The sequence below is a fragment of the Serratia sp. CY37869 genome, assembly GCF_052168895.1.
Classification (GTDB): Bacteria; Pseudomonadota; Gammaproteobacteria; order Enterobacterales; family Enterobacteriaceae; genus Serratia; species Serratia ureilytica.
This window is the reverse complement of the sequence record NZ_JBJNLU010000004.1, coordinates 56289-78795: the sequence shown is the minus strand read 5'-3', so window position 1 is coordinate 78795 and position 22507 is coordinate 56289. Positions and strand designations below refer to the sequence as shown.

Sequence of the window (22507 nt, the reverse complement as noted above, 5' to 3'; positions counted from 1 at the left end):
CTGTAGCGGTGGCGCTAGGCCTGCGGAATGGTCAGCGTCCGATCCAGCGGCGCGACGTCCGACTTCAGATTATTGACACGTTTCAAATCGCCGACGCTGACCCCGTAGCGAGAAGCGATGGAGGACAGCGTGTCCCCGCGAGCCACTTTATGTTTAGACGGCTTCTTCGCCGGCGTTTTCGCTTTGGCGACGGCGGTGACGGCGGCGGTTTTCCCCGCCGGCACCTTCAGGCGTTGCCCGACCCACACGCCGTCTTTCTTCAGTTTGTTCAGATCCCGCAGCGCCGCCATGGTCGTGCCGTAGCTGTCGGCGATGCCGGACAGCGTCTCCGCCCGTTTCACCACGTGGATCTGGGTCTTGCCGCTTACGCTGCGGCTCACGCCGGCCGAGCTGACGATAGGCTCAGGCTGGCGCACGTCTGGTGTTGAGGTGTTAACCGCCGCTGCGACGTCCAGCGGTCGGTTTTCCACCTTTGGGTCGGCTTGCAGCGGATGCGCCAGGAAGTAGCTGCGCAAGCCGTTATGAATGGCCTTGGCAATCCTCTCCTGATACGCGCTACTGCCCAGCAGCCGCTCCTCCGTGCTATTACTGATAAATCCTGTTTCCACCAGCAACGATGGAATATCCGGCGAACGCAGCACGCCCAGGCTGGCGTGTTCCGGACGGCGTTTATGCAACGATCCAACGCTCTGCAGCTGCTGCAGCACCTTCACCGCCACATCGTAGCCAACGCGCTGCGAGTGGCCGAACTGCAGATCCAGCACCGCCTGGCTCAGATAAGGGTCGGCCTGGCTGTTGGCCAGCAAGTCGCCGGCGCCGCCGAGCAGCTCGGACTGCTTCTCATGCTGTTCGAGCCAACCGGCCATTTCGCTGTTGGCGCGGCGATTGGACAGCACCCAGACGGAAGCCCCGCTGGCGCTGCGGTTTGGCGCGGCGTCGGCGTGGATGGAGACCAGCACGTTGGCGCCCTGTTTACGCGCAACGTCGGAACGCCCCATCACCGAAATAAAATAGTCGCCGTTACGTGTCAGCACCGGCTTGAACTGCGGATCGGCGTCCAGCATCGCCTGCAGGCGGCGCGCGATGGCGATAGTGACATTCTTTTCTTTCAACCCGCTCGGGCCGATGGCGCCCGGATCCTGGCCGCCGTGGCCGGCGTCAATCGCCACTACCACCCGATCGCCGGAACCGGCGGAAACGCGGCTGCTGCGTGGCGTCACCTCAGTGGCGGTGCCCGCGACAACGCTCTGTTTATTGGTAAAGGGATTCGATCCCGTCGGCGCTTTGCGCAGCGGCGGCTCCGGCGCTTCACGCACCGCGACCGGCGCCTGACGCGGCGGTTGGCTGACGGCGACCGGCGCAGGCGTTTGGACCGGCGCTTTACGCGCCACGGTATTGACGCCGCCTTCGGCCGTAAGGGTGAATACCACGGTGTGCACGCCGCCGTTCTGGCGGGTGGAGACGCGGGTTTTAGCGCGCTGAGTCAGATCAAACACCAGGCGCACGCTCTGAGCGTCTTTCGGCGCGCTGGAGCGAATGCTTTTCACCAGGTTTTGGCCGCTGAAATTGAGCGGCAGCCCGCCGACCTTGCCTTTCTGGTTGACGTCCAGCACCACGCGCTCCGGGCCGTGCAGCGGGAAAAACGCGTAGTCCGGCGGGCCATTGAAGCTCACCGACACCGTCGCTTCGCGCTGGGCGTTGGACACTTTGATATCGGACAGCGAGGACGCCGCCAGCGCGTTCAACGCGCCGAGCGGCCCCAGCACGGCGATCAGCATGATGACCGCAAATTTTTTCAACGCATGCGTCATTGCAGCATCATCCCTGTGATCCATGAATACGGTCTAACAGCTGGCTGCCGTAAGCAGAAATCGCCTCGATCTTCGCCTCTCGCCCCTCGCCCTGATAGCTGAGGTGCAGCGCCAGATCCGGCTCCGGCAGCACGCCGGTGCCCTGCTGTGGCCATTCGACCAGGCAGATGGCGTCTTGCGCGAAGTAATCGCGAATGCCCATAAATTCAAGCTCTTCCGGATCGGCCAGGCGATACAGATCGAAGTGATATACCGCCAAGGGCTGCAAGGCATAGGGCTCCACCAGCGTGTAGGTCGGGCTTTTGACATTGCCCTGATGCCCCAACGCCTGCAGGAAGCCACGGCTGAAGGTGGTTTTACCGGCGCCCAGGTCGCCGTAGAGATAGATGACGCTGGCGCGATCGCAGGCCTTGGCCAAAGTGGTGCCCAAAGCGACAGTCGCTGCCTCGTCCGGCAGAGGTAAAACGAGTTCTTTCATTCGATAAAGTCTATTTTGCCCACTCAGGGTTAACGAAATGAAGGATGTCCGGCAGTAAATCGGTCGCCAACATGCCTCTTGTTCCTTGTCTTTCCGCTACGCGATCGCCGGCCGCGCCGTGTACGACGCAGCCCGCACAGGCGGCATCATACAGCGAGAGCTTTTGCGCCAGCAAACCGCCGATGATGCCCGACAGCACATCGCCCATGCCGCCGGAGGCCATGCCGGCATTGCCGACGTCGGCGATCGCCATCTGGCCCTGCTCATCGGCGATCAGCGTGCCGGCGCCTTTCAGCACCGCCACGCCGCCATAGCGCGCCGTCAGGTTACGCACGGCAAGTAAGCGATCACTCTCGATGTCGGCAGTGCTGCAGCTCAACAGCCGCGCCGCCTCTCCGGGATGCGGAGTCATCACGCGATTCTGCCGTTTCTCGGGATTTAATGCCAGCAAGTTCAGCGCATCGGCGTCCCACAAGGCCGGTTTATCGCTGGTTTGCAGCACGTTCAAGGCCTTTTTGCCCCACTCAGCCTGGCCCAGCCCCGGGCCAATCACCAGCACGTCCGCCCATTGCATCGCCTGCCGCAAGGTCGTCTCGTCCAGCGCCTGCGCCATCAACTCCGGCCTGGCCGCCAGCAGCGGCGCGACGTGCTCAATGTGAGTAAGCACTCGCACCAATCCAGCCCCGCTGCGCAGCGCCGCTTCCGCCGCCATGCGAATGGCGCCGCCGAATCCGCGGTCGCCGCCCACCAGCAGCAGACGGCCATGCTCGCCCTTATGGGCGCAGGGGCGCCGCGGATGCAGCCAGCGCGGCAACGCCTCGGCGGTAAGCCGCTGAATCTGTTCCGGTTGCTTCGCCAACCAATCCGATAAGCCTAGCGTATTCTGATGAAGTTGCCCGACCCAGTCGCGCGCCTGCCCGGTCAGCAAGCCCGGCTTGAGGCCAATGAACGTGACGGTATGCGCGGCACGCACGACCGCGCCCGGCGCCGCGCCGCTTTCCGCCAGCAGCCCGGACGGAATATCGAGCGCCACCACCGGCGCCGAATGGCGGTTGGCGGCCTCGATCAGCGCATCGTAAGGCGCGCGCGGCGCGCTGCCCAGGCCGGTGCCTAACAGACCGTCGATAATAAGAGAGACGGACGCCGGCCAGCGGCTGTTCGCCGGCAGAATATCGCCGCCAGCGGCCAGCCAGGCCTCGCGGGCCGCTGCGGCCTCCGGCGGCAAAGGGCGTGCGCCTTCGCAGGCGATCACCGTCACCTGCACGCCCGCCGCCTTCGCCAAACGCGCCACCACATAGCCGTCGCCGCCGTTGTTGCCGTGGCCACAGAGCACCAGCCAGTGGTTGCAGCAGGGATAAGTGTCGCGCGCCAGTACGTAGGCCGCCTGACCGGCGCACAGCATTAAATCGTAAAGAGAAAGACCGAGCGAGGCCGCCGCCGCAGGTTCCGAACGACGGATCCAATCCGCAGGCCAGACAGAGTGTGGTAAACTGTCAGCGTATGCTTTTTCACTGTGGCCCGTCATGACGCACCCCCTCGATCTCCATCAACTCGCCCAACATATCAAGCAATGGGGGCAATCGCTAGGATTCCAGCAGGTTGGCATCTGCGATACCGATCTCAGCCTGGAAGAGCCGAAGCTGCAGGCCTGGCTCGACAAACAGTACCACGGCGAGATGGAGTGGATGGCGCGCCACGGTATGCTGCGCGCGCGCCCTCACGAGCTGTTGCCGGGCACGCTGCGGGTGATCAGCGTGCGCATGAACTACCTGCCGGCCAAGGCGGCGTTCGCCAGCACCCTGCAAAACCCGCAATTGGGCTACGTCAGCCGCTATGCGCTGGGGCGCGATTATCACAAGCTGTTGCGTCAGCGCCTGAAAAAGTTGGGCGATCAGATCCAGGCCTACTGCGGCGAACTGAATTTCCGCCCCTTTGTCGACTCGGCGCCGGTCATGGAGCGCGCGCTGGCCGCCAAGGCGGGCATCGGCTGGGTTGGTAAACACTCACTAATTCTTAACCGCGAAGCCGGATCCTGGTTTTTCCTCGGCGAACTGCTGATCGACCTGCCGCTGCCGGTGGATCAGCCGCAGGAAGAGCAGTGCGGCCGCTGCGTCGCCTGCATCACCACTTGCCCGACCGGGGCCATCGTCGCGCCCTACACCGTCGATGCCCGGCGCTGCATTTCCTATCTGACCATCGAACTGGAAGGCGCGATCCCGGAGGAATTCCGGCCGCTGCTCGGCAACCGTATCTACGGCTGCGACGACTGCCAGCTGATCTGCCCGTGGAACCGATTTTCGCAACTCACCGACGAAGACGATTTCAGCCCGCGTGCCGCGCTGCATGCGCCGCAGCTGATCGATCTGTTCAGTTGGACGGAAGAAAAATTCCTGCGCATCACCGAAGGCTCGGCGATACGCCGCATCGGTCACCTGCGCTGGCTGCGCAATATCGCCGTGGCGCTGGGCAATGCGCCTTATGAGGACAGCATCGTGCTCGCGCTGCGCACGCGTTTGGGCCAGGACGCCATGCTGGACGAACATATCCACTGGGCACTGGCGCAACAGCTCGCTCGCCGTGAAGCACAGGGCATCGAGGTGCAAACGGCGCAGAAAAAACGGTTGATACGGGCTGTGGAAAAAGGTTTGCCAAGGGATGCCTGACGGGGTGCGCCGCGCGGGCGTATCGCCCGAAATCTCACTCTGTGGATTTGTGCATAAAAATAAAAACACGTTGTCTTTCAACTGCAACAAAAAGAGCAAGTGATCGGCATAACGTTTTGGGATAAATAAATAAGCTTATAAATCAAATGTATAAATATTTAATTTGTATGACGTTGATTTTTCAGGCTGGCGGGTTTATGTACAGAGGCTGTGGATAACTCTGTTCACAACGTTTTTAGCAGGTGTGTAAAACGGGACAAAAACCCGCGCCGGATAAGGCGTTGGATTTGAGTTTGAAACGAAGAGAAAATTGGAGCGGGAAACGAGACTCGAACTCGCGACCCCGACCTTGGCAAGGTCGTGCTCTACCAACTGAGCTATTCCCGCATTGAGATGCTTTTGGCATCCGGTCACCAAACACTGGCGTGACCTTTGAATTTTTGGAGCGGGAAACGAGGCTCGAACTCGCGACCTCAACCTTGGCAAGGTTGCGCTCTACCAACTGAGCTATTCCCGCGTCGCATAGGTACTGCTTGATACTGCTTTATTTATTCATCATGCCGCATCGCGACATTGTTGAATTTGGAGCGGGAAACGAGACTCGAACTCGCGACCCCGACCTTGGCAAGGTCGTGCTCTACCAACTGAGCTATTCCCGCCCGGCGTATCGATGGTGGAACGTTACGAAATTCTTCATCGGTACGGGGTGCGCATTATACGAGAAATCCTTTTTGTCGCAAGCCCCTGAAAGCAAAAAAACGCGATTTTTGTTTGATTGCCGATTAAAGCGCCAGATTGGCGAATTAAGCGGCTAAAAACGGCGTTTTTTCCCCGCAGAGGCCGCCATCGCCTTAAAGCTGAATGAAATGTTCGCGGTAATAAGCCAGTTCGGCCACCGATTCGCGGATGTCATCCAGCGCCTGATGGGTGCCCTGCTTCTTAAAGCCGCCGAGAATTTCCGGCTTCCAACGGCGCGCCAGTTCTTTCAGCGTGCTGACGTCCAGGTAGCGGTAATGGAAGTAGGCCTCCAGCTCCGGCATGTAGCGGAACAGGAAACGGCGATCCTGGCCCACGCTGTTGCCGCAGATCGGTGATTTGCCGGCCGGCACCCATTGCTGCAGGAAGGCGATGGTTTCCAGCTCGGCGGCGCGATCGTCCTGCCGGCTGGCTTTCACCCGCTCCACCAGCCCGCTGCCGGTATGGGTGCGCACGTTCCACTCGTCCATCAAGGCCAGCTGCTCGTCGGATTGGTGCACGGCGATCACCGGCCCTTCCGCCAGGATGTTCAGATTGGCGTCAGTGACCAGCGTGGCGATCTCGATAATGCGGTCACGCTCGGGATCCAGCCCGGTCATCTCCAAATCGATCCAAATCAGGTTATTTTCGTTTGCTGTCATGATGTTTCCTGCCTAAAAGCCGAGAGAAAAACGCTGTGCGGACGAGACGACGGCCGCCGCCGATGGCGACGCGCCGCAGCCGGCGGCTAACAACGGTTATTTAATATAAAATAGCGTGTATCATAGTCTTTTTGGTCGCCATGGGCGACATATACCCTGACGGGTTCAAGGCTGCGCCCGGGGCAAGTCCCCCGCCGCGGCTGTGCGTATACGTAAAGGTATAAAACCGATTCAAGTGAGGCGCAGTGAGTAAGAACAAACTGTCCAAAGGTCAGCAACGCCGCGTGCAGGCGAACCATCAGCGCCGTCTGAAGCGCGCCGATAACAAACCGGAACCGGATGATTCCCAGCTGGGCGAGCCGCAGGAAGGCGTCGTCATCAGCCGTTTCGGCATGCACGCCGACGTTGAGGCGCCGGATGGCACTCAGCACCGCTGCAACATCCGCCGCACGCTGCGTTCGCTGGTGACCGGCGATCGCGTGGTGTGGCGCCCCGGCCTGGGCGCCCATGAAGGGGTAAAAGGCATTGTGGAAGCGGTGCACGAACGCACCTCGGTGCTGACGCGCCCGGACTTCTATGACGGCGTGAAGCCGATCGCCGCCAATATCAATCAGATCGTCATCGTGTCGGCGATCCTGCCCGAGCTGTCACTGAACATCATCGACCGTTATCTGGTGGCCTGCGAAACGCTCGAAGTCGAGCCGCTGATCGTGCTCAACAAAATTGACCTGCTGGACGCCGAAGCGCGCAAGCTGGTCGACGGCATGATGGATATCTATCGCAAGATTGGCTACCGGGTGCTGGAAGTCTCCAGCCAAACGCGGGAAGGCATGGCGGAGTTCGAACAGGCGCTGGCCGGGCGCATCAGCATCTTCGCCGGTCAGTCCGGGGTCGGCAAGTCCAGCTTGCTGAACGCGCTGCTGCCGCCGTCTGAAGAGCAAATTCTGGTAAATCAGGTTTCCGACGTCTCGGGCCTCGGGCAACATACCACCACCGCCGCGCGGCTGTACCATTTCCAGCACGGCGGCGACGTGATCGACTCCCCGGGGGTGCGCGAGTTTGGCCTGTGGCACCTGGAGCCGGAACAAATCACCCGCGGCTTTGTCGAATTCCGTGATTATTTAGGCGGTTGCAAATTCCGCGACTGCCGCCACGATACCGATCCCGGCTGCGCCATTCGCGCGGCGATGGAGAAAGGCGATATCGCGCAAGAGCGGTTCGACAACTATCACCGTATTCTGGAAAGCATGGCGCAGGTGAAGGTTCGCAAGAACTTCACGGACGCCGCAGACTGACACTGACGAGCGAGCATTGACGACGGCGGAGCCCTCGTTACAATGCGCGCCCTTTACCCTGATTCACGAGGTTAACGTGCTGGATAGCATCAAGATTAAACTGCAATATTGGCTGCCGAAGCTGGCGCTGACCCGCCTGGCGGGCTGGGGCGCCGACAAACGGGCCGGCTGGCTGACCCAACTGGTGGTCAAAACCTTCGCCCGCTTCTACCGCGTGGACATGCAGGAAGCGCAAAATCCGGACCTGGCGTCTTACGCCACCTTCAACGATTTCTTCGTGCGCCCGCTGCGCGACGGCGCGCGCCCCATCGTCGCCGACGCCAACTGGCTGGCGCTGCCTGCCGATGGTGCCATCAGCCAGCTCGGCCCGATCCGCGACGATCAAATCTTCCAGGCCAAAGGCCACCACTACAGCCTCGAAGCGCTGCTGGCCGGCAACTATCTGTTGGCCGAGCCGTTCCGCAACGGCCTGTTCGCCACCACCTATCTGGCGCCGCGCGACTATCACCGCGTACACATGCCGTGCGCCGGCGTGCTGCGCGAAATGATCTATGTGCCGGGCGATTTGTTCTCGGTCAACCCGCTCACCGCCGCCAACGTGCCTAATCTGTTCGCGCGCAACGAGCGCGTGATCTGCGTATTCGACACCGACATCGGGCCGATGGTGCAAATCCTGGTCGGCGCCACCATCGTCGGCAGCATCGAAACCGTCTGGGCCGGCACCGTCACGCCGCCGCGCGAAGGCATCATCAAGCGCTGGACCTACCCGGCCGCCGGCGAAGAAGGCGCCATCGCGCTGGAAAAAGGCGCCGAGATGGGCCGTTTCAAACTCGGCTCCACGGTGATCAACCTGTTTACCGCAGGCAGCGTGCAGTTTGCGCCGCAGCTGCATAACGGCACCGTCACCCGCATGGGTGAAGCCTTCGCCGAAATCCCGGCCGCCGCTGAAACGCCACAGACCCCGCTCTAAAGGAATCGACGCCGTGCGCCTTTTCATCACGCTTTTGCTCGGTTGCCTGCTGTGGCAACCGGCGCTGGCCGCCCCCGTGCCGACCGAGACCCAGCTCAAACAGGAGCTGAAGCAGGCGGAAAGCAGCAAAAACGCGCCGAATCAGGCGGAAACCACCGAGGCGCTGCAAAGCGCCCTCAACTGGCTGACGGAGCGCAAAGAGTCGCAGACTCGCTCCGAGCAGTATCAGAGGGTGATCGACGATTTTCCGAAGATGACGCAGGAGCTGCGCCGTCAGCTGGTGCTGGAAAGCAACAAGATCCTGCCTAACGGCGACGATCTGCCGGCCGCCGAGCTGGAACAGCAGATCCTGCAAACCAGCAGCCTGCTGCTGGAACAGGCGCGCCTGCTGCAGCAAGAACAGGATCGCACGCGGGAGATCAGCGATTCGCTCGGCCAGCTGCCGCAGCAGCAGACCGACGCCCGCCGTGCGCTGACGGAAGTGCAGCGCCGCCTGCAGGCGCAGCCCGCCAACCCGACCACGCCGTATGCGCAGGCCGCCCTGGCCCTGCTGCAGACCGAAGCCGCGGCGCGCAAAGCCAAAGTGGACGAGCTGGAGCTGGCGCAGCTGTCGGCCAACAACCGTCAGGAGCTGGCGCGCATGCGCGCCGAGGTCTATAAAAAGCGCCACGAGAAAATAGACGTTCAGCTGCAGGCGCTGCGCAATAACCTCAACGCCCAACGCCAACGCGAAGCAGAGCTGGCGCTGGAAAAAACCGAGCAGTTAGCCGAGCAGAACGGCGATTTGCCAAAAAGCATCAGCCAGCAGCTGCAGATCAACCGCGAACTGTCCGCCGCGCTGAACAGCCAGGCGCAGCGCATGGATCTGATTTCATCGCAGCAGCGGCAGGCGGCGGCGCAGACGCTGCAGGTGCGCCAGGCGCTGAGCACCATCATCGAGCAGGCCCAGTGGCTCGGTTCGTCGTCGGCGCTGGGGGAAACCCTGCGCGCCCAGGTGGCGACACTGCCGGAAATGCCCAAGCCGCAACAGCTGGACGGCGACATGGCCCAGCTGCGCGTGCAGCGCCTGCAGTTTGAAAACCAGCTGGAAAAACTGTCGCAGCGCGAATTCAAACGCGACGACGGCAGCGCGCTGACCAACCAGGAGCAACGCATCGTCGATGCCCAGCTGCGCACCCAGCGCGAGCTGCTCAACTCGTTGTTATCCGGGTGCGACACCCAAATCCTCGAGCTGACCAAGCTGAAGGTGGCCAACACCCAGCTGATCGAAGCGTTGAACGAAATTCGCGACGCCACCCACCGCTATCTGTTCTGGGTGCCGGACGTCAATCCGATCAACTTCTCCTACCCGCTCAACGTGGCGCACGATCTGACGCGCGTCCTGTCGCTGGACACGCTGTCTCAACTCGGCGGCGCCTTCATGATGATGGTGACCAGCCGCGAAACGCTGATCCCGATCTTCGGCGCCCTGCTGCTGGTGATTTTCAGCATCAGCTCGCGCAAGCACTACCACGCCTTCCTCGAGCGCGCGAGCAGCCGCGTCGGCAAGGTGACGCAGGACGAATTCTTCCTGACGGTGCGCACCGTGTTCTGGTCGATTCTGGTGGCGATGCCGCTGCCGGTGCTGTGGGCCGCGCTCGGTTACGGCCTGCAGAGCGCCTGGAACTACCCGGTGGCGGAAGCGATCGGCAAAGGGGTAACCGCCACGCTGCCGATCCTGTGGATCTGCATGATCTGCGCCGCCTTCGCCCACCCGCAGGGGCTGTTCATCGTGCACTTCCGCTGGCCGGCGAAGCAGGTTTCGCGCGCCATGCGCTACTACAAGATGTCGATCTGGCTGATCGTGCCGCTGATCATGGCGCTGATCACCTTCGATAGCCTGAAAGAACGCGAGTTCGCCAACACCCTGGGGCGGCTGTGCTTCATCCTGCTGTGTCTGGCGCTGGCGCTGGTCACCCACAGCCTGAAACGCGCCGGCATTCCGCTGTATCTGGATAAAAACGGCTCCGGCGACAACATGCTCAACAGCGCCTTCTGGGGGCTGCTGCTGTCGGCGCCGCTGCTGGCGGCGCTGGCCTCGACCGTCGGTTACCTCACCACCGCGCAGGCGCTGTTGGCGCGTCTGGAAACTTCGGTGGCGATCTGGTTCCTGCTGCTGGTCGTCTACCACATCATCCGCCGTTGGATGTTGATCCAGCGGCGGCGCATCGCCTTCGATCGCGCCAAGCAGCGCCGCGCCGACATTCTGGCCCAGCGCGCCCGCGGCGAAGACGAAACTTCACATACCCCGAACAGCACCGAAGGCGCCATCGATCCGGACGATTCGGACTTCGATCTGGACACCATCAGCGCCCAGTCGCTGCGGCTGGTGCGTTCGATCCTGACGCTGATCGCGCTGGTGTCGGTGATCGTACTGTGGTCGGAGATCCACTCCGCGTTCGCCTTCCTGGAAAACATCTCGCTGTGGGACGTAACCTCAACGGTGAACGGCGTGGAAACCGCCCATCCGATCACCCTCGGCGCGGTTCTGATCGCCATTCTGGTGTTGATCATCACCATGCAGCTGGTGCGCAACCTGCCGGCGCTGCTGGAGCTGGCGGTGCTGCAGCACCTGGATCTGTCCCCAGGCACCGGCTACGCCATCACCACCATCACCAAGTACCTGCTGCTGCTGTTCGGCGCGGTGCTCAGCTTCGCCTGGATCGGCATCGAATGGTCGAAACTGCAGTGGGTGGTTACCGCGCTCAGTCTGGGATTGGGCTTCGGCATGCAGGAGATCTTCTCCAACTTCATCTCCGGCTTGATCATCCTGTTCGAGAAACCGATCCGCATCGGCGACACCGTGACGATCCGCAACCTGACCGGCACCGTCACCAAGATCAATACCCGCGCCACCACCATCTCGGACTGGGACCGCAAAGAGATCATCGTGCCGAACAAAGCGTTTATCACCGAGCAGTTCGTCAACTGGTCGCTGTCGGATACCCTGACCCGTGTGGTGCTGACCGTACCGGCGCCGGGCGAGGCCAACAGCGAAGAAGTGACCAAGATCCTGATGAACGCCGCCGAGCGCTGCGCGCTGGTGCTGGATAACCCGGCGCCGGAGGTCTATCTGGTCGATCTGCAGCAAGGCATTCAGATCTTCGAGATGCGTATTTACGCCGCCGAGATGGGCCACCGTATGCCGCTGCGCCATGAGATCCACCAGCTGATCCTGGCGGGCTACCGCGAGCACGGCATCACGCTGCCGTACCCGCCGTTCCAGGTGCGTACCGAGACGCTGTCGCGGCTAACCAACAACGGCCGCACGCCGCCGTCCACGCCGGCGCCGAACACCAAGCGCGACGCCGGGGGGCTATAAGCGCTTCTCGCGATAAAAAAGGGGGTCGGCAAATGCCGACCCCCTTTTTGCTTTTTCGCCGCCTGAAACGTCAGGCGATCCCGACCGGGAAGGCTAATACGTCGCTCAGGCTCTCGGCGCCCAGCGCCAGCATCACCAGACGATCCACGCCCAGCGCCACGCCGGAACACTCCGGCATGCCGTGCTGCAACGCCGCCAACAGGTTGTAGTCGATCGGTTGCTGCGGCAGGCCGCGCTCCGCGCGTTTGCGGTTGTCCTGCTCGAAGCGCTGCTGTTGTTCACGGCCGTCGGTCAGCTCGCGGAAACCGTTCGCCAGCTCGATACCCTTGAAGTACACCTCGAAACGCTCCGCCACGCGGTGGTCTTCGGTGCTGATCTCCGCCAACGCCGCCTGGCTGGCCGGGAAGTGGTACACGAACGCCGGTTTTTCACGGCCGATATGCGGTTCCACGCCCACGGTGAACAGCAGCTGCAGCAGCGTATCGCGATCTTCTTCGGTATCGGCGATGTTGCTCAGATCGAGTTTGGCCGCCGCTTCGCGCAGCTGCGCCTTCTCCGCCGACAGCGGATCGATGTCCAGATGGCGCAGGAACGCCTGCTGATAGGACAGGGTCTCCGCGCTCTCGCAGTCCAGCACCTGTTGCAGCAGATCGTCCACCTCATTCATCAGGCGGTACATGTCGTAGTGCGGACGGTACCACTCCAGCATGGTGAATTCCGGGTTGTGATGCCGCCCGGCTTCTTCATTGCGGAAGCTGCGCCCCATTTGGTAGATCGGGCCGCTGCCCGCCGCCAACAGGCGCTTCATGTGATATTCCGGGCTGGTCATCATGTATAGCGTCAGGCCCTCTGCCGCTCCCGGCCCGACGAAACGCGTCTCGAACGGGAACAGGTGAACGTCGGTGACCGTCGCCTGGCTCATGGTGGGCGTCTCAACTTCCAGCACGCCACGATCGGCGAAGAAACGCCGGATCTCAGCCAGAATCGCTGCGCGTTTCAACAAATTGGCGATGGGTGCACTAGGCTGCCAGCTTGCCGTTTCGCTCATGGTAATTAACTCCGAAATCAAACAGGGGATGCAGTCTACTCGCATCCTTGCAGCCAAACAAATTCTTCACGATGCGCAACCGGCGATAACGCCAATTTCCGATAAAAGGGCGGCAAAAGCGCGTTAAAAAGGGTAAAGCCGGCCGAACGCGCAAAAAAACAGACAAGCCTGCCGGGCAAGCGTTAATCGACAAAACAATCGATCACATCAAATTTCGACTACTTAACTTTAGGTATAGTTAATTCCCCATTATTGGTGGGAGATATCTATCCTTAACCTTTAAGCAACATTAATCGGTTCAATTAGTTAGCACCCGAAGAGTTCGCTAAATTTTAAGCATAGATATTTAACTTGCCGTTCTTAACAAGAACATTGGAGGAATGCAGTGCAAACCTTTAACGCCGATCTTGCCATTATTGGGGCCGGGGGCGCTGGTTTACGTGCAGCAATAGCCGCAGCGGAAGCCAATCCCCAACTGAAAATCGCGCTGATCTCTAAGGTCTACCCGATGCGCAGCCACACGGTCGCCGCCGAGGGGGGCTCCGCCGCCGTCACCCAGGATCACGATACCTTCGACTATCACTTCCACGACACCGTCGCCGGCGGCGACTGGCTGTGCGAGCAGGACGTGGTCGATCACTTCGTGCATCAGTGCCCGCGCGAGATGACCCAGCTTGAGCAGTGGGGCTGCCCGTGGAGCCGTAAACCGGACGGTTCGGTCAACGTGCGGCGCTTCGGTGGCATGAAGATCGAACGCACCTGGTTCGCCGCCGACAAGACCGGCTTCCACATGCTGCACACCCTGTTCCAGACCTCGCTGAAATACCCGCAAATCCAACGCTTCGACGAGCACTTCGTGCTGGATATCCTGGTGGATGACGGCCAGGCGCGCGGCCTGGTGGCGCTCAACATGATGGAAGGCACCCGCGTGCAGATCCGCGCCAACGCGGTGGTGATGGCCACCGGCGGCGCCGGGCGCGTTTATCGCTACAACACCAACGGCGGCATCGTTACCGGCGACGGCATGGGCATGGCGTTCCACCACGGCGTACCGCTGCGCGACATGGAGTTCGTGCAGTATCACCCGACCGGCCTGCCCGGTTCCGGCATCCTGATGACCGAGGGCTGCCGCGGCGAAGGCGGCATTCTGGTGAACAAAGACGGCTACCGTTACCTGCAAGACTACGGCATGGGCCCGGAAACCCCGCTGGGCGAGCCGAAGAACAAATACATGGAGCTGGGCCCGCGCGATAAAGTGTCCCAGGCCTTCTGGCATGAATGGCGCGCCGGCCGCACCATCGCCACCCCGCGCGGCGACGTGGTCTACCTCGATCTGCGCCACCTGGGCGAGAAAAAGCTGCTGGAGCGGCTGCCGTTCATCTGCGAACTGGCCAAAGCCTACGTCGGCGTCGATCCGGTGAAAGATCCGATCCCGGTGCGCCCTACCGCGCACTACACCATGGGCGGCATTGAAACCGACCAGAACTGCGAAACCCGCATCAAAGGGCTGTTCGCAGTCGGCGAATGTTCCTCCGTCGGCCTGCACGGCGCCAACCGTCTCGGTTCCAACTCGCTGGCGGAACTGGTGGTATTCGGCCGCGTCGCCGGTGAACACGCCGCGCGCCGCGTGCTGGAAACCGCGCCGGCCAACGGCAGCGCGCTGGATGCGCAAACCCGCGACGTCGAAACCCGCCTGAGCAACCTGATGAAGCAGGAAGGCAACGAAAACTGGGCGAAGATCCGCGACGAAATGGGGCTGTCGATGGAAGAAGGCTGCGGCATCTACCGCACGCCGGAGCTGATGCAAAAAACCATCGATAAGCTGGCCGAGCTGAAAGAACGTTTCAAGCGCGTCAAAATCACCGACAACACCAGCGTGTTCAATACCGATCTGCTGTACACCATCGAGCTGGGTTATGGTCTGGACGTCGCTGAATGCATGGCGCACTCCGCATTTAACCGCAAAGAGTCGCGCGGCGCCCACCAGCGCCTGGACGAAGGCTGCACCGAGCGTGACGACGTCAACTTCCTCAAGCATACGCTGGCGTTCCACAATCCGCAGGGCGCGCCGCGTCTTGAATACAGCGACGTGAAAATCACCAAGCTGCCGCCGGCCAAACGCGTCTACGGCGCAGAAGCCGAAGCGCAGGAGAAAAAGAATAAGGAGCAGGCAAATGGCTGAGATGCAAACCCTGAAGATCGACGTCATGCGCTATAACCCGGAAAGCGACGCCGAGCCGCATTTCGTCACTTACGCCGTGCCTTACGACGAACAGACCTCGCTGCTCGACGCGCTGGGCTATATCAAGGATAACCTGGCGCCGGACCTCTCCTACCGCTGGTCTTGCCGCATGGCGATCTGCGGCTCCTGCGGCATGATGGTCAACCGCGTGCCGAAGCTGGCGTGCAAAACCTTCCTGCGCGACTACGTCGGCGGCATGAAGGTCGAAGCGCTGGGCAACTTCCCGATCGAGCGCGATCTGGTGGTCGACATGACCCACTTCATCGAAAGCCTGGAGGCGATCAAACCGTACATCATCGGCAACGATCGCAAACCGGAGGATGGCCCGAACGTGCAGACTCCGGCACAGATGGCCAAATACCACCAGTTCTCCGGCTGCATCAACTGCGGCCTGTGCTACGCGGCGTGCCCGCAGTTCGGCCTCAACCCCGAGTTTATCGGCCCGGCGGCGATCACGCTGGCGCACCGCTATAACCTGGACAACCGCGACCACGGCAAGAAACAGCGCATGCCGCAGCTCAACGGCCAAAACGGCGTCTGGAGCTGCACCTTCGTCGGCTATTGCTCCGAAGTCTGTCCGAAACACGTCGATCCCGCCGCCGCTATCCAGCAAGGCAAGGTGGAGAGCGCCAAAGACTTCATGATCGCCATGTTGAAGCCGCAATAAGGGAGAAAATTGCCATGACAACTCAACGTAAGCCCTATGTGCGCACCATGACGCCCACCTGGTGGCAAAAGCTCGGCTTCTACCGTTTCTACATGCTGCGCGAAGGCACCTCGGTGCTGGCGGTCTGGTTCAGCATCGTGCTGCTCTACGGCGTGTTCGCGCTGAAGGGCGGCGCCGAGAGCTGGGCCGGCTTCGTCGGTTTCTTGCAGAATCCGCTGGTGCTGTTAATCAACGTCGTCGCATTGCTGGCGGCGGCGCTGCACACCAAAACCTGGTTCGATCTGGCGCCGAAGGCCGCCAATATCGTGGTCAACAGCGAGAAAATGGGACCGGGCCCCATCGTGAAAGGGCTGTGGGCCGTCACGATCGTCGTCAGCGTGGTCATCCTGGCCGTGGCCCTGTTCTAATCCGGAGGAAACATGATAAATCAAGCACCTAAACGCTCCGACGAGCCGGTTTTCTGGGGATTGTTCGGCGCCGGCGGCATGTGGGGCGCGATCGTCGCGCCGGCTATCGTACTGCTGGTCGGCATTCTGCTGCCGCTGGGGCTGTTCCCCAGTGAAGCGCTGGGTTACGAGCGCGTGCTGGCGTTCTGCCAGAGCCTGATCGGCCGCCTGTTCCTGCTGCTGATGATCATTCTGCCGCTGTGGTGCGGCCTGCACCGCATCCACCATGCGATGCACGATCTGAAGATCCACGTGCCGGCCGGCAAGTGGGTGTTCTACGGTCTGGCGGCAATCCTCAGCGTCGTCACCGTCATCGGCGTCGTCACTCTGTAAACCGCTCGGGTGGCCAACGCCCGTTGGCCGCCCTTTTCTCATCGGCTACACTGTCTACTCGCCCCCGGTAAACAGGAGTCACCGATGCGTTTATGGTCAAAGCTTTGCGTCATGCTTTCCGCCCTGCTCTCCGTCGCCTGCAGCGTCTCCCCGCCTAAAGACATCAAGGTCGTGAACAATTTCGACAGCCAGCGCTATCTCGGCACCTGGTATGAGATCGCACGTCTGGATCATCGTTTTGAACGCGGTTTGCAGCAGGTGACCGCCCATTACAGCCCGCGCGCCGACGGCGGACTGAACGTCATCAATCGCGGCTTCAATCCGCAGAAACAGCAATGGCAAGAAAGCGAAGGCAAAGCCTACTTTATCGGTTCACCGCAGGTCGCGGCGCTGAAAGTGTCGTTCTTCGGCCCTTTCTATGGCGGCTACAACGTGATTGCCCTGGATCCGGCGTATGGCTACGCGCTGGTTTGCGGCCCGAACCGCGACTATCTGTGGATCCTGTCGCGCACGCCGACGCTTGACGCCGCCGTGCGCGACCGTTTATTGCAGACAGCCAAAGGCTACGGTTTCGCCACCGACAAGCTGATCTGGGTGCAGCAGTCCGCCGATCACTGACTGCTGAACTTCAGCCCGAGTATGCCGACCACGATCAGGCACAGGCTGATGATGCGCGCGATATTGGTCGATTCGCCCAACAGCACCATGCCCATGATGGCCGCGCCCACCGCGCCGATGCCGGTCCACACCGCGTAGGCGGTGCCGGCGGGCAGCGTTTTCATAGCGTTGGCCAACAGCAACATGCTGACCACCATCGCGGCGATGGTGATGATGCTCGGCGTCAGCCTGGTAAAACCGTGGGTGTATTTCAGACCGATAGCCCAAACCACTTCGAGCAAACCGGCGATAAGCAGAATAATCCAGGCCATGAGACGGCCTCCCTACCACTGGGGTCGTCCCCGATAAAATGACGCGTAAACGGGTCGTCCCGTTTAGCGAGGTGATGCATGACGGGTAACCTCACCCGCACTGCGGCAGGATAGCAGCAGCGTTAACGCTCAGGCAAGGGATAGAAATGTGGCGGCTCTCCGCAGCCGGAACGCCGCCGGGTGGAATGCGGATTATTCCGCGCTGCGCTGAATAGCCTTGCCGCCGGCCTGAATGTCTTCACCCACACCGCGGGTGGTATTACAGGCGGTCAGCGAGCTCAAAATCATCAAAGAGAAGATCGCGATAATACTTTTCTTCAGCATAAGAAAGTCCTTATTTGTCGTTGATGAAAAAGTACGGCTTTCTAAGCGTAGTCAAAATTGACGGAGGGTGTGGGATCGTGACCGGCTTTGTGGCGCAAATACATCGGGTTAAAGGCGGGATCAGCTGGCCGTGCGGGAGATAGCGCCGCCGAGATGCTGAACGTCTTCGCCGAAACCGCGAAACGTATTGCAACTGCTGAGGGAGAAAAGGAACAACAGGGAGAGCACGGCCAACAGCGTTTTCTTGAACATGCGGATTTTCTGCCAACGAACGGGGATGGGATAAAACAGAGGAACCGCGGGGGTTCCTCTGTTTTGAAACTTACTTGACGCGAGAGACGTATTCGCCAGAGCGAGTGTCAACCTTGATCACTTCGCCGATCTGGACGAACAACGGCACTTTAACCACGGCGCCGGTGCTCAGGGTAGCCGGCTTGCCGCCAGTCCCTGCGGTATCGCCTTTCAGGCCAGGATCGGTATCGGTGATTTCCGCTTCGATGAAGTTCGGCGGCTGAACGGCGATTGGACGGCCATCCCACAGGGTGATGATGCACTCTGCGTTATCCTGCAGCCATTTGGCCGCGTCGCCGACGGTTTTGCCGTCAACCTGATGCTGTTCGAAAGACTCAGGGTGCATGAAGTGGTAGAACTCACCGTCGCTGTACAGGTAGTTCATGTTGGTGTCCATCACGTCTGCGCCTTCGCAAGAATCGGTAGACTTGAAGGTTTTTTCCACGCGGGTGCCGGTCAGCAGACGGCGCATTTTCACGCGCGCGAACGCCTGGCCTTTGCCCGGCTTAACGAACTCACTGGCTTCGACGGCGTAAGGTTCGCCCTCGAACATGATTTTAAGACCCGGACGGAAATCGTTGCTAGAATAAGTCGCCATGATGGCCCTCTGAATATTTGAACTGGTAGCTTAGCCAAAAAAATGGCACACATTATAACCCAAAGTACGGCACATAGAGAAGATTGGTTGCATCAACTCGCCGATGTTATTACCGATCCCGATGAATTACTGCAGCTTTTGTCACTGAATACGCACCCGGAACTGCCGCAGGGGCGCGATGCCCGTCGGCTGTTTGCCCTGCGCGTGCCGCGCGCCTTCGCTGCGCGCATGCGCCCCGGCGATGCCAACGACCCGCTGCTGCGCCAGGTGCTGACCGCCAGAGAGGAGTTCATCAACGCCCCAGGGTTCACCACCGATCCGCTGGATGAACAGCGCAGCGTGGTGCCGGGCCTGCTGCACAAATACCGCAATCGCGCGCTGCTGCTGGTCAAAGGCGGCTGTGCGGTCAACTGCCGTTACTGTTTCCGCCGTCACTTCCCCTATCAAGATAATCAGGGCAACAAGAACAACTGGCGGCAGGCGCTGGATTATATCCGCCAACACCCGGAACTGGACGAGATCATTTTTTCCGGCGGCGATCCGCTGATGGCCAAAGACAGCGAGCTGGAGTGGCTGGTCGGCGAGCTGGAGGCCATCCCGCATCTGAAACGCCTGCGCATTCACACCCGTCTGCCGGTGGTGATCCCGGCGCGCATTACGCCGGCGCTGTGCCGCCTGCTGTCGGCCTCGCGCCTGCAGGTGCTGATGGTCACCCACATCAACCACGCCAACGAAATCGACCGCAAGCTGCAGAACGCCATGGCCCAGCTGCGCCTCGCCGGCGTCACGCTGCTCAACCAGAGCGTGCTACTGCGCGACGTCAACGACGATGCCGATACGCTGGCGGCGCTCAGCAACGCGCTGTTCGACGCCGGCATCCTGCCCTATTACATCCACGTGCTGGACAAAGTGCAGGGCGCGGCGCATTTCATGGTCAGCGACGATGAAGCGCGCGTCATCATGCAGGCGCTGCTGAGCAAGGTGTCCGGTTATCTGGTGCCGCGCCTGACGCGTGAAGTAGGCGGCGAACCGAGCAAAACGCCGATCGACCTGCGCCTGATGCAGGAGTGACGCGCGCCACAGGGCTCGACGAAACGAAAAGAGGAATGCCGTGGCATTCCTCTTTTTTATCTCTTCGCGGCGTTAGGCCTCAGCGCCTTACGGGCACTTGTAAACCTGGCCGACCATTTTGCTGTCCAGCGGCGCGAAGCTGGAGAGCAGGTTCTGGCTTGGGCTGTTGGCGCCGTAAATGACGTTGCCGCCCATCGCCGCTGCCTTGTTGCGCAGATCGTTGGCCGCACCGCGCATGGAGCTGCCTTCACCGCCGTTGCCGGACAGCCAGTTGCTCTGGGTGCCGGTCACTTCCCCCAGCAGCTGGCATTCCGCCGCCGGCTTGCTGTCGGTGAACTTGATCTGCTGACCCGCAGCGGTCAGTTCATGAGTGGTGCTGCAACCCGCCAGCAGCATCGCTGCCGAAAGACCCAGTAAGGCTTTAATCCGCATCTTGTTCCCCATTCGATGTTGAGAATTACGCAAAATCTTCTACCCGTCGCCTTTCAAGCTGTAGCGTTGTTGACTGCACTCGCTCACCCCAGTTACTTACTCAAGTAAGCGCCTGGGGACTCACGAGCTGGCCGCCTAGCTACAACTTGAAATTCATAGGGTATATCAGAAAGCGATGCCATCTCTTAAGCATCCGTTGCCGCGCGAGCGGGCCAACGTCTTGAGCGACAGCTGATGACTTACCAGTTTACCAGCTAAATCGCCCCGGGCGGCAAAAATATCATCAAATACAGTGCGGCGGCGTTATACCCAACCGGCAACGGCCGCCGATGGCTGCGCCTGCTCTTCGCCCTGACGCGGTTCCCCCTCCGCCAGTTTGAATACCGCCACCGCCTGCGCCAGCAGGGCCGCCTGTTCCTCCACGCCGACGGCGGTGGTCGCCACCTCCTCCACCAGCGCGGCGTTCTGCTGGGTCACCTGATCCATCTGGGTCACCGCCACCCCGACCTGCTCGACGCCTTTGCTTTGCTCTTCCGACGCATAGGAGATGTTATCCATCAGCGACGTCACCTGGTTCACCGAGCCGACGATGGCATTCATCGTCTCGCCCGCCTGTTCCACCAGCCGCACGCCGGCGGCGATATCGCCGGTTACGCCGTCGACCAGACCGCTGATCTCCTTGGCCGAAGTCGCGCAGCGCTGCGCCAGATTGCGCACTTCGCCGGCTACCACCGCAAAACCCCGCCCCTGCTCCCCGGCACGCGCGGCCTCGACGGCGGCGTTCAGCGCCAGAATGTTGGTCTGGAAGGCGATGCCGTCGATCACGCTGGTGATATCCCCCACCTGACGCGCGCTGTCGTTGATCGCCCGCATCTTGTCGACCGCGCTGGCCATCAGCGTTTCGCCGTTGCGGGCAATGGCGGCGGTCTGATTGACCATGCCGGCGGCCTGAGTGGCGTTATCGGCGTTTTGCCGCACCGTGGCGGTAATCTGCTCCATGCTGGCGGCGGTTTCCGTCAGCGCGCTGGCTTGTTCTTCGGTGCGGCTGGAGAGATCGGCGTTGCCGACGGCGATCTCGTGCGTACCGTGGTTGATCGACTCCACACCGTCACGCACCTGCTGCACGGTGGCACTCAGCTCCTGCTGCATCGCGCGTAGGCTGGCGAACAGCATGCCGATCTCATTGTTGTTGCGTACCGCGATCTCGCTGCGTAGATCGCCGCGCCCAACCTTTTGCAAGTGTTCGGCGATCTGGCGCAGCGGCAGAATCAAGCGCCGGCGGAAATCACGCTGCACGGCGACCAGCAGCAGCAGGATCGCCGCCAGGGTGCCGCTCAGCAGACGGGCGAAGACTTTTTGGGTCTGCTCCGCCTCTTCCACTGCCAGACGGTGGGCGGCCACCGTGGCCCGCATGTAGTCGGCAAACTGGTTATCCAGCCGCTGGCGCACCTGGCGCTTCTCTGCCGCCATGGCGTGCAGCCGCTCGATCAGCGCCGCCTGCGGCGTGTCGGCCAACAGCGTCAGTTCTTGCTTCAGCACCGCCTGCTGCGCCAGATAGACCTTTTTCATCGCCTCGCCCAGATCCGGGCGCGATACCGTCAGGCCCGGCGTCTCCCAAAACAGATTGAAAGCGACGTCGGCGCTGCGCAGCTCACCGCGCGCCTCATCGATACCCTGTTGAATATCGGCTCTGCTGGTCTGCGCCCAGCGCTCGAACGCCATGTTGTCGATCAGCGTCTGCGTTTGCAGCAAAGCACGCCAACTGCGGTTCAGCGCCGCTTCCTCGTCGGAGAAGGTGCTCATCCTGTCGATGCTGTGGCCGTTTTGCTGCATGAAATAGAAGGCGATGGCGCCGGTTCCCATGGGCATCAAGCCCAGCAGCAACAGCATCAACATCAGCCAGGTGGCTATTTTCATATTTTTCAGCATAAGTCGTCTCCGTTGACAGTCACACCGGCGAGGGGAAATTCCCCGCTCGGTAAGGGCTATATCGGTACGAAACGACAACGGTTTAGGGTAAAAGCAAAATAATGCAATAATTCATTCGGTGAACTAATAACAAGCTAAATAAACATTCTTTTTATTGATTTTTAAGCTAAAAAAAACCCCGGTCATTTGACCGGGGTTCTCAGCACACAAGCCTGTGGGGGG

21 protein-coding genes and 3 tRNA genes are annotated in these 22507 nt (G+C 61.0%); 10 read left to right on the top strand and 14 right to left on the bottom strand.

The genetic code is table 11. The features are described 5' to 3' along the window. Positions 1–14: 14 nt before the first annotated feature. The 3 genes from amiB to nnr are packed head-to-tail and all read right to left on the bottom strand — an operon-like array spanning position 15 to position 3814. Entirely contained in the window at positions 15–1811 is a 1797-nt protein-coding gene (gene amiB, locus ACJ8J1_RS19050; protein WP_033641621.1) for an N-acetylmuramoyl-L-alanine amidase AmiB, read from the bottom strand. A gap of 7 nt (positions 1812–1818) precedes the next feature. Then, positions 1819–2289 (bottom strand): tRNA (adenosine(37)-N6)-threonylcarbamoyltransferase complex ATPase subunit type 1 TsaE, encoded by a 471-nt coding sequence (gene tsaE / locus ACJ8J1_RS19045; protein WP_025305017.1) that lies wholly within the window; start codon positions 2287–2289, stop codon positions 1819–1821. Between the two features lie 10 nt (positions 2290–2299). Further along, positions 2300–3814, bottom strand: coding sequence for a bifunctional ADP-dependent NAD(P)H-hydrate dehydratase/NAD(P)H-hydrate epimerase (gene nnr, locus ACJ8J1_RS19040; protein WP_033641620.1), 1515 nt, complete (start codon positions 3812–3814; stop codon positions 2300–2302). On the opposite strand from nnr, the gene queG reads away from it, so the two are divergent. Beyond that, positions 3813–4952, top strand: a complete 1140-nt coding sequence (queG, locus tag ACJ8J1_RS19035; protein WP_046688096.1) for a tRNA epoxyqueuosine(34) reductase QueG — start codon at positions 3813–3815, stop codon at positions 4950–4952. The genes nnr and queG overlap by 2 nt on opposite strands. Positions 4953–5263: 311 nt before the next feature. Here queG and ACJ8J1_RS19030 read toward each other — a convergent pair. The 4 genes from ACJ8J1_RS19030 to orn all read right to left on the bottom strand — a co-directional run bounded on the left by ACJ8J1_RS19030 (position 5264) and on the right by orn (position 6349). Further along, a tRNA-Gly gene (locus tag ACJ8J1_RS19030) sits at positions 5264–5339 on the bottom strand. A 54-nt stretch (positions 5340–5393) separates the two neighbouring features. Further along, positions 5394–5469: transfer RNA gene (locus ACJ8J1_RS19025), tRNA-Gly, on the bottom strand. A gap of 66 nt (positions 5470–5535) precedes the next feature. Continuing rightward, positions 5536–5611: transfer RNA gene (locus tag ACJ8J1_RS19020), tRNA-Gly, on the bottom strand. A gap of 192 nt (positions 5612–5803) precedes the next feature. Further along, the gene (gene orn, locus ACJ8J1_RS19015) at positions 5804–6349 is read right to left on the bottom strand and encodes an oligoribonuclease (protein ID WP_033641618.1); all 546 of its coding nucleotides are present in this window, start codon (positions 6347–6349) and stop codon (positions 5804–5806) included. A 245-nt stretch (positions 6350–6594) separates the two neighbouring features. Here orn and rsgA point away from each other — a divergent pair, with 245 nt between their 5' ends. The 3 genes from rsgA to mscM all read left to right on the top strand — a co-directional run bounded on the left by rsgA (position 6595) and on the right by mscM (position 11975). Continuing rightward, positions 6595–7644 (top strand): small ribosomal subunit biogenesis GTPase RsgA, encoded by a 1050-nt coding sequence (gene rsgA / locus ACJ8J1_RS19010; RefSeq protein ID WP_033641617.1) that lies wholly within the window; start codon positions 6595–6597, stop codon positions 7642–7644. Positions 7645–7720: 76 nt separating this feature from the next. Further along, positions 7721–8614 carry an archaetidylserine decarboxylase gene (asd, locus tag ACJ8J1_RS19005; RefSeq protein WP_033641616.1) on the top strand — a complete coding sequence of 298 codons (894 nt, stop codon included), beginning with the start codon at positions 7721–7723 and terminating at the stop codon, positions 8612–8614. 13 nt (positions 8615–8627) lie between these two features. Then, positions 8628–11975: a miniconductance mechanosensitive channel MscM gene (mscM, locus tag ACJ8J1_RS19000; protein ID WP_033641615.1), complete on the top strand. Its 3348-nt coding sequence runs from the start codon at positions 8628–8630 to the stop codon at positions 11973–11975. 70 nt (positions 11976–12045) lie between these two features. On the opposite strand, the gene epmA is transcribed toward mscM, so the two are convergent. After that, on the bottom strand, positions 12046–13023 hold the full coding sequence (gene epmA, locus ACJ8J1_RS18995) for an elongation factor P--(R)-beta-lysine ligase (protein ID WP_004929681.1): 978 nt from the start codon (positions 13021–13023) through the stop codon (positions 12046–12048). Positions 13024–13408: 385 nt separating this feature from the next. Here epmA and frdA point away from each other — a divergent pair, with 385 nt between their 5' ends. From frdA to blc, 5 genes are all read left to right on the top strand, one after another. Then, positions 13409–15205, top strand: a complete 1797-nt coding sequence (frdA, locus tag ACJ8J1_RS18990) for a fumarate reductase (quinol) flavoprotein subunit (protein WP_033641613.1) — start codon at positions 13409–13411, stop codon at positions 15203–15205. Beyond that, positions 15198–15932, top strand: coding sequence for a succinate dehydrogenase/fumarate reductase iron-sulfur subunit (locus ACJ8J1_RS18985; protein WP_004929676.1), 735 nt, complete (start codon positions 15198–15200; stop codon positions 15930–15932). The genes frdA and ACJ8J1_RS18985 overlap by 8 nt, the downstream gene beginning before the upstream one ends. A 14-nt stretch (positions 15933–15946) precedes the next feature. Then, positions 15947–16339 (top strand): fumarate reductase subunit FrdC, encoded by a 393-nt coding sequence (gene frdC, locus ACJ8J1_RS18980; RefSeq protein ID WP_025305010.1) that lies wholly within the window; start codon positions 15947–15949, stop codon positions 16337–16339. A gap of 12 nt (positions 16340–16351) precedes the next feature. Continuing rightward, on the top strand, positions 16352–16711 hold the full coding sequence (gene frdD / locus ACJ8J1_RS18975) for a fumarate reductase subunit FrdD (protein WP_033641612.1): 360 nt from the start codon (positions 16352–16354) through the stop codon (positions 16709–16711). An 84-nt stretch (positions 16712–16795) separates the two neighbouring features. Continuing rightward, on the top strand, positions 16796–17329 hold the full coding sequence (gene blc / locus ACJ8J1_RS18970; RefSeq protein ID WP_033641611.1) for an outer membrane lipoprotein Blc: 534 nt from the start codon (positions 16796–16798) through the stop codon (positions 17327–17329). Here the strand turns inward: blc and sugE are convergent. From sugE to efp, 4 genes are all read right to left on the bottom strand, one after another. Continuing rightward, a complete protein-coding gene (gene sugE, locus ACJ8J1_RS18965) occupies positions 17323–17640 on the bottom strand; it encodes a quaternary ammonium compound efflux SMR transporter SugE (protein WP_033641610.1) in 318 nt (105 codons plus the stop codon). The two genes, blc and sugE, sit on opposite strands and share 7 nt — an antisense overlap. 192 nt (positions 17641–17832) lie before the next feature. Beyond that, complete coding sequence (locus tag ACJ8J1_RS18960; protein WP_004929668.1) at positions 17833–17964, bottom strand: entericidin A/B family lipoprotein; 132 nt, start codon at positions 17962–17964, stop codon at positions 17833–17835. Between the two features lie 120 nt (positions 17965–18084). Continuing rightward, positions 18085–18216 carry an entericidin A/B family lipoprotein gene (locus tag ACJ8J1_RS18955; RefSeq protein WP_004929667.1) on the bottom strand — a complete coding sequence of 44 codons (132 nt, stop codon included), beginning with the start codon at positions 18214–18216 and terminating at the stop codon, positions 18085–18087. 70 nt (positions 18217–18286) lie between these two features. Beyond that, positions 18287–18853, bottom strand: coding sequence for an elongation factor P (gene efp, locus ACJ8J1_RS18950; protein WP_004929666.1), 567 nt, complete (start codon positions 18851–18853; stop codon positions 18287–18289). A 42-nt stretch (positions 18854–18895) separates the two neighbouring features. Between efp and epmB the strand changes: the two genes are divergently transcribed. Next, the gene (gene epmB, locus ACJ8J1_RS18945) at positions 18896–19924 is read left to right on the top strand and encodes an EF-P beta-lysylation protein EpmB (protein ID WP_033641609.1); all 1029 of its coding nucleotides are present in this window, start codon (positions 18896–18898) and stop codon (positions 19922–19924) included. Between the two features lie 87 nt (positions 19925–20011). On the opposite strand, the gene ACJ8J1_RS18940 is transcribed toward epmB, so the two are convergent. Then, positions 20012–20356: a DUF4156 domain-containing protein gene (locus ACJ8J1_RS18940; protein ID WP_025305007.1), complete on the bottom strand. Its 345-nt coding sequence runs from the start codon at positions 20354–20356 to the stop codon at positions 20012–20014. 303 nt (positions 20357–20659) lie between these two features. Continuing rightward, complete coding sequence (locus ACJ8J1_RS18935; RefSeq protein ID WP_122004267.1) at positions 20660–22285, bottom strand: methyl-accepting chemotaxis protein; 1626 nt, start codon at positions 22283–22285, stop codon at positions 20660–20662. Between the last annotated feature and the right edge of the window lie 222 nt (positions 22286–22507).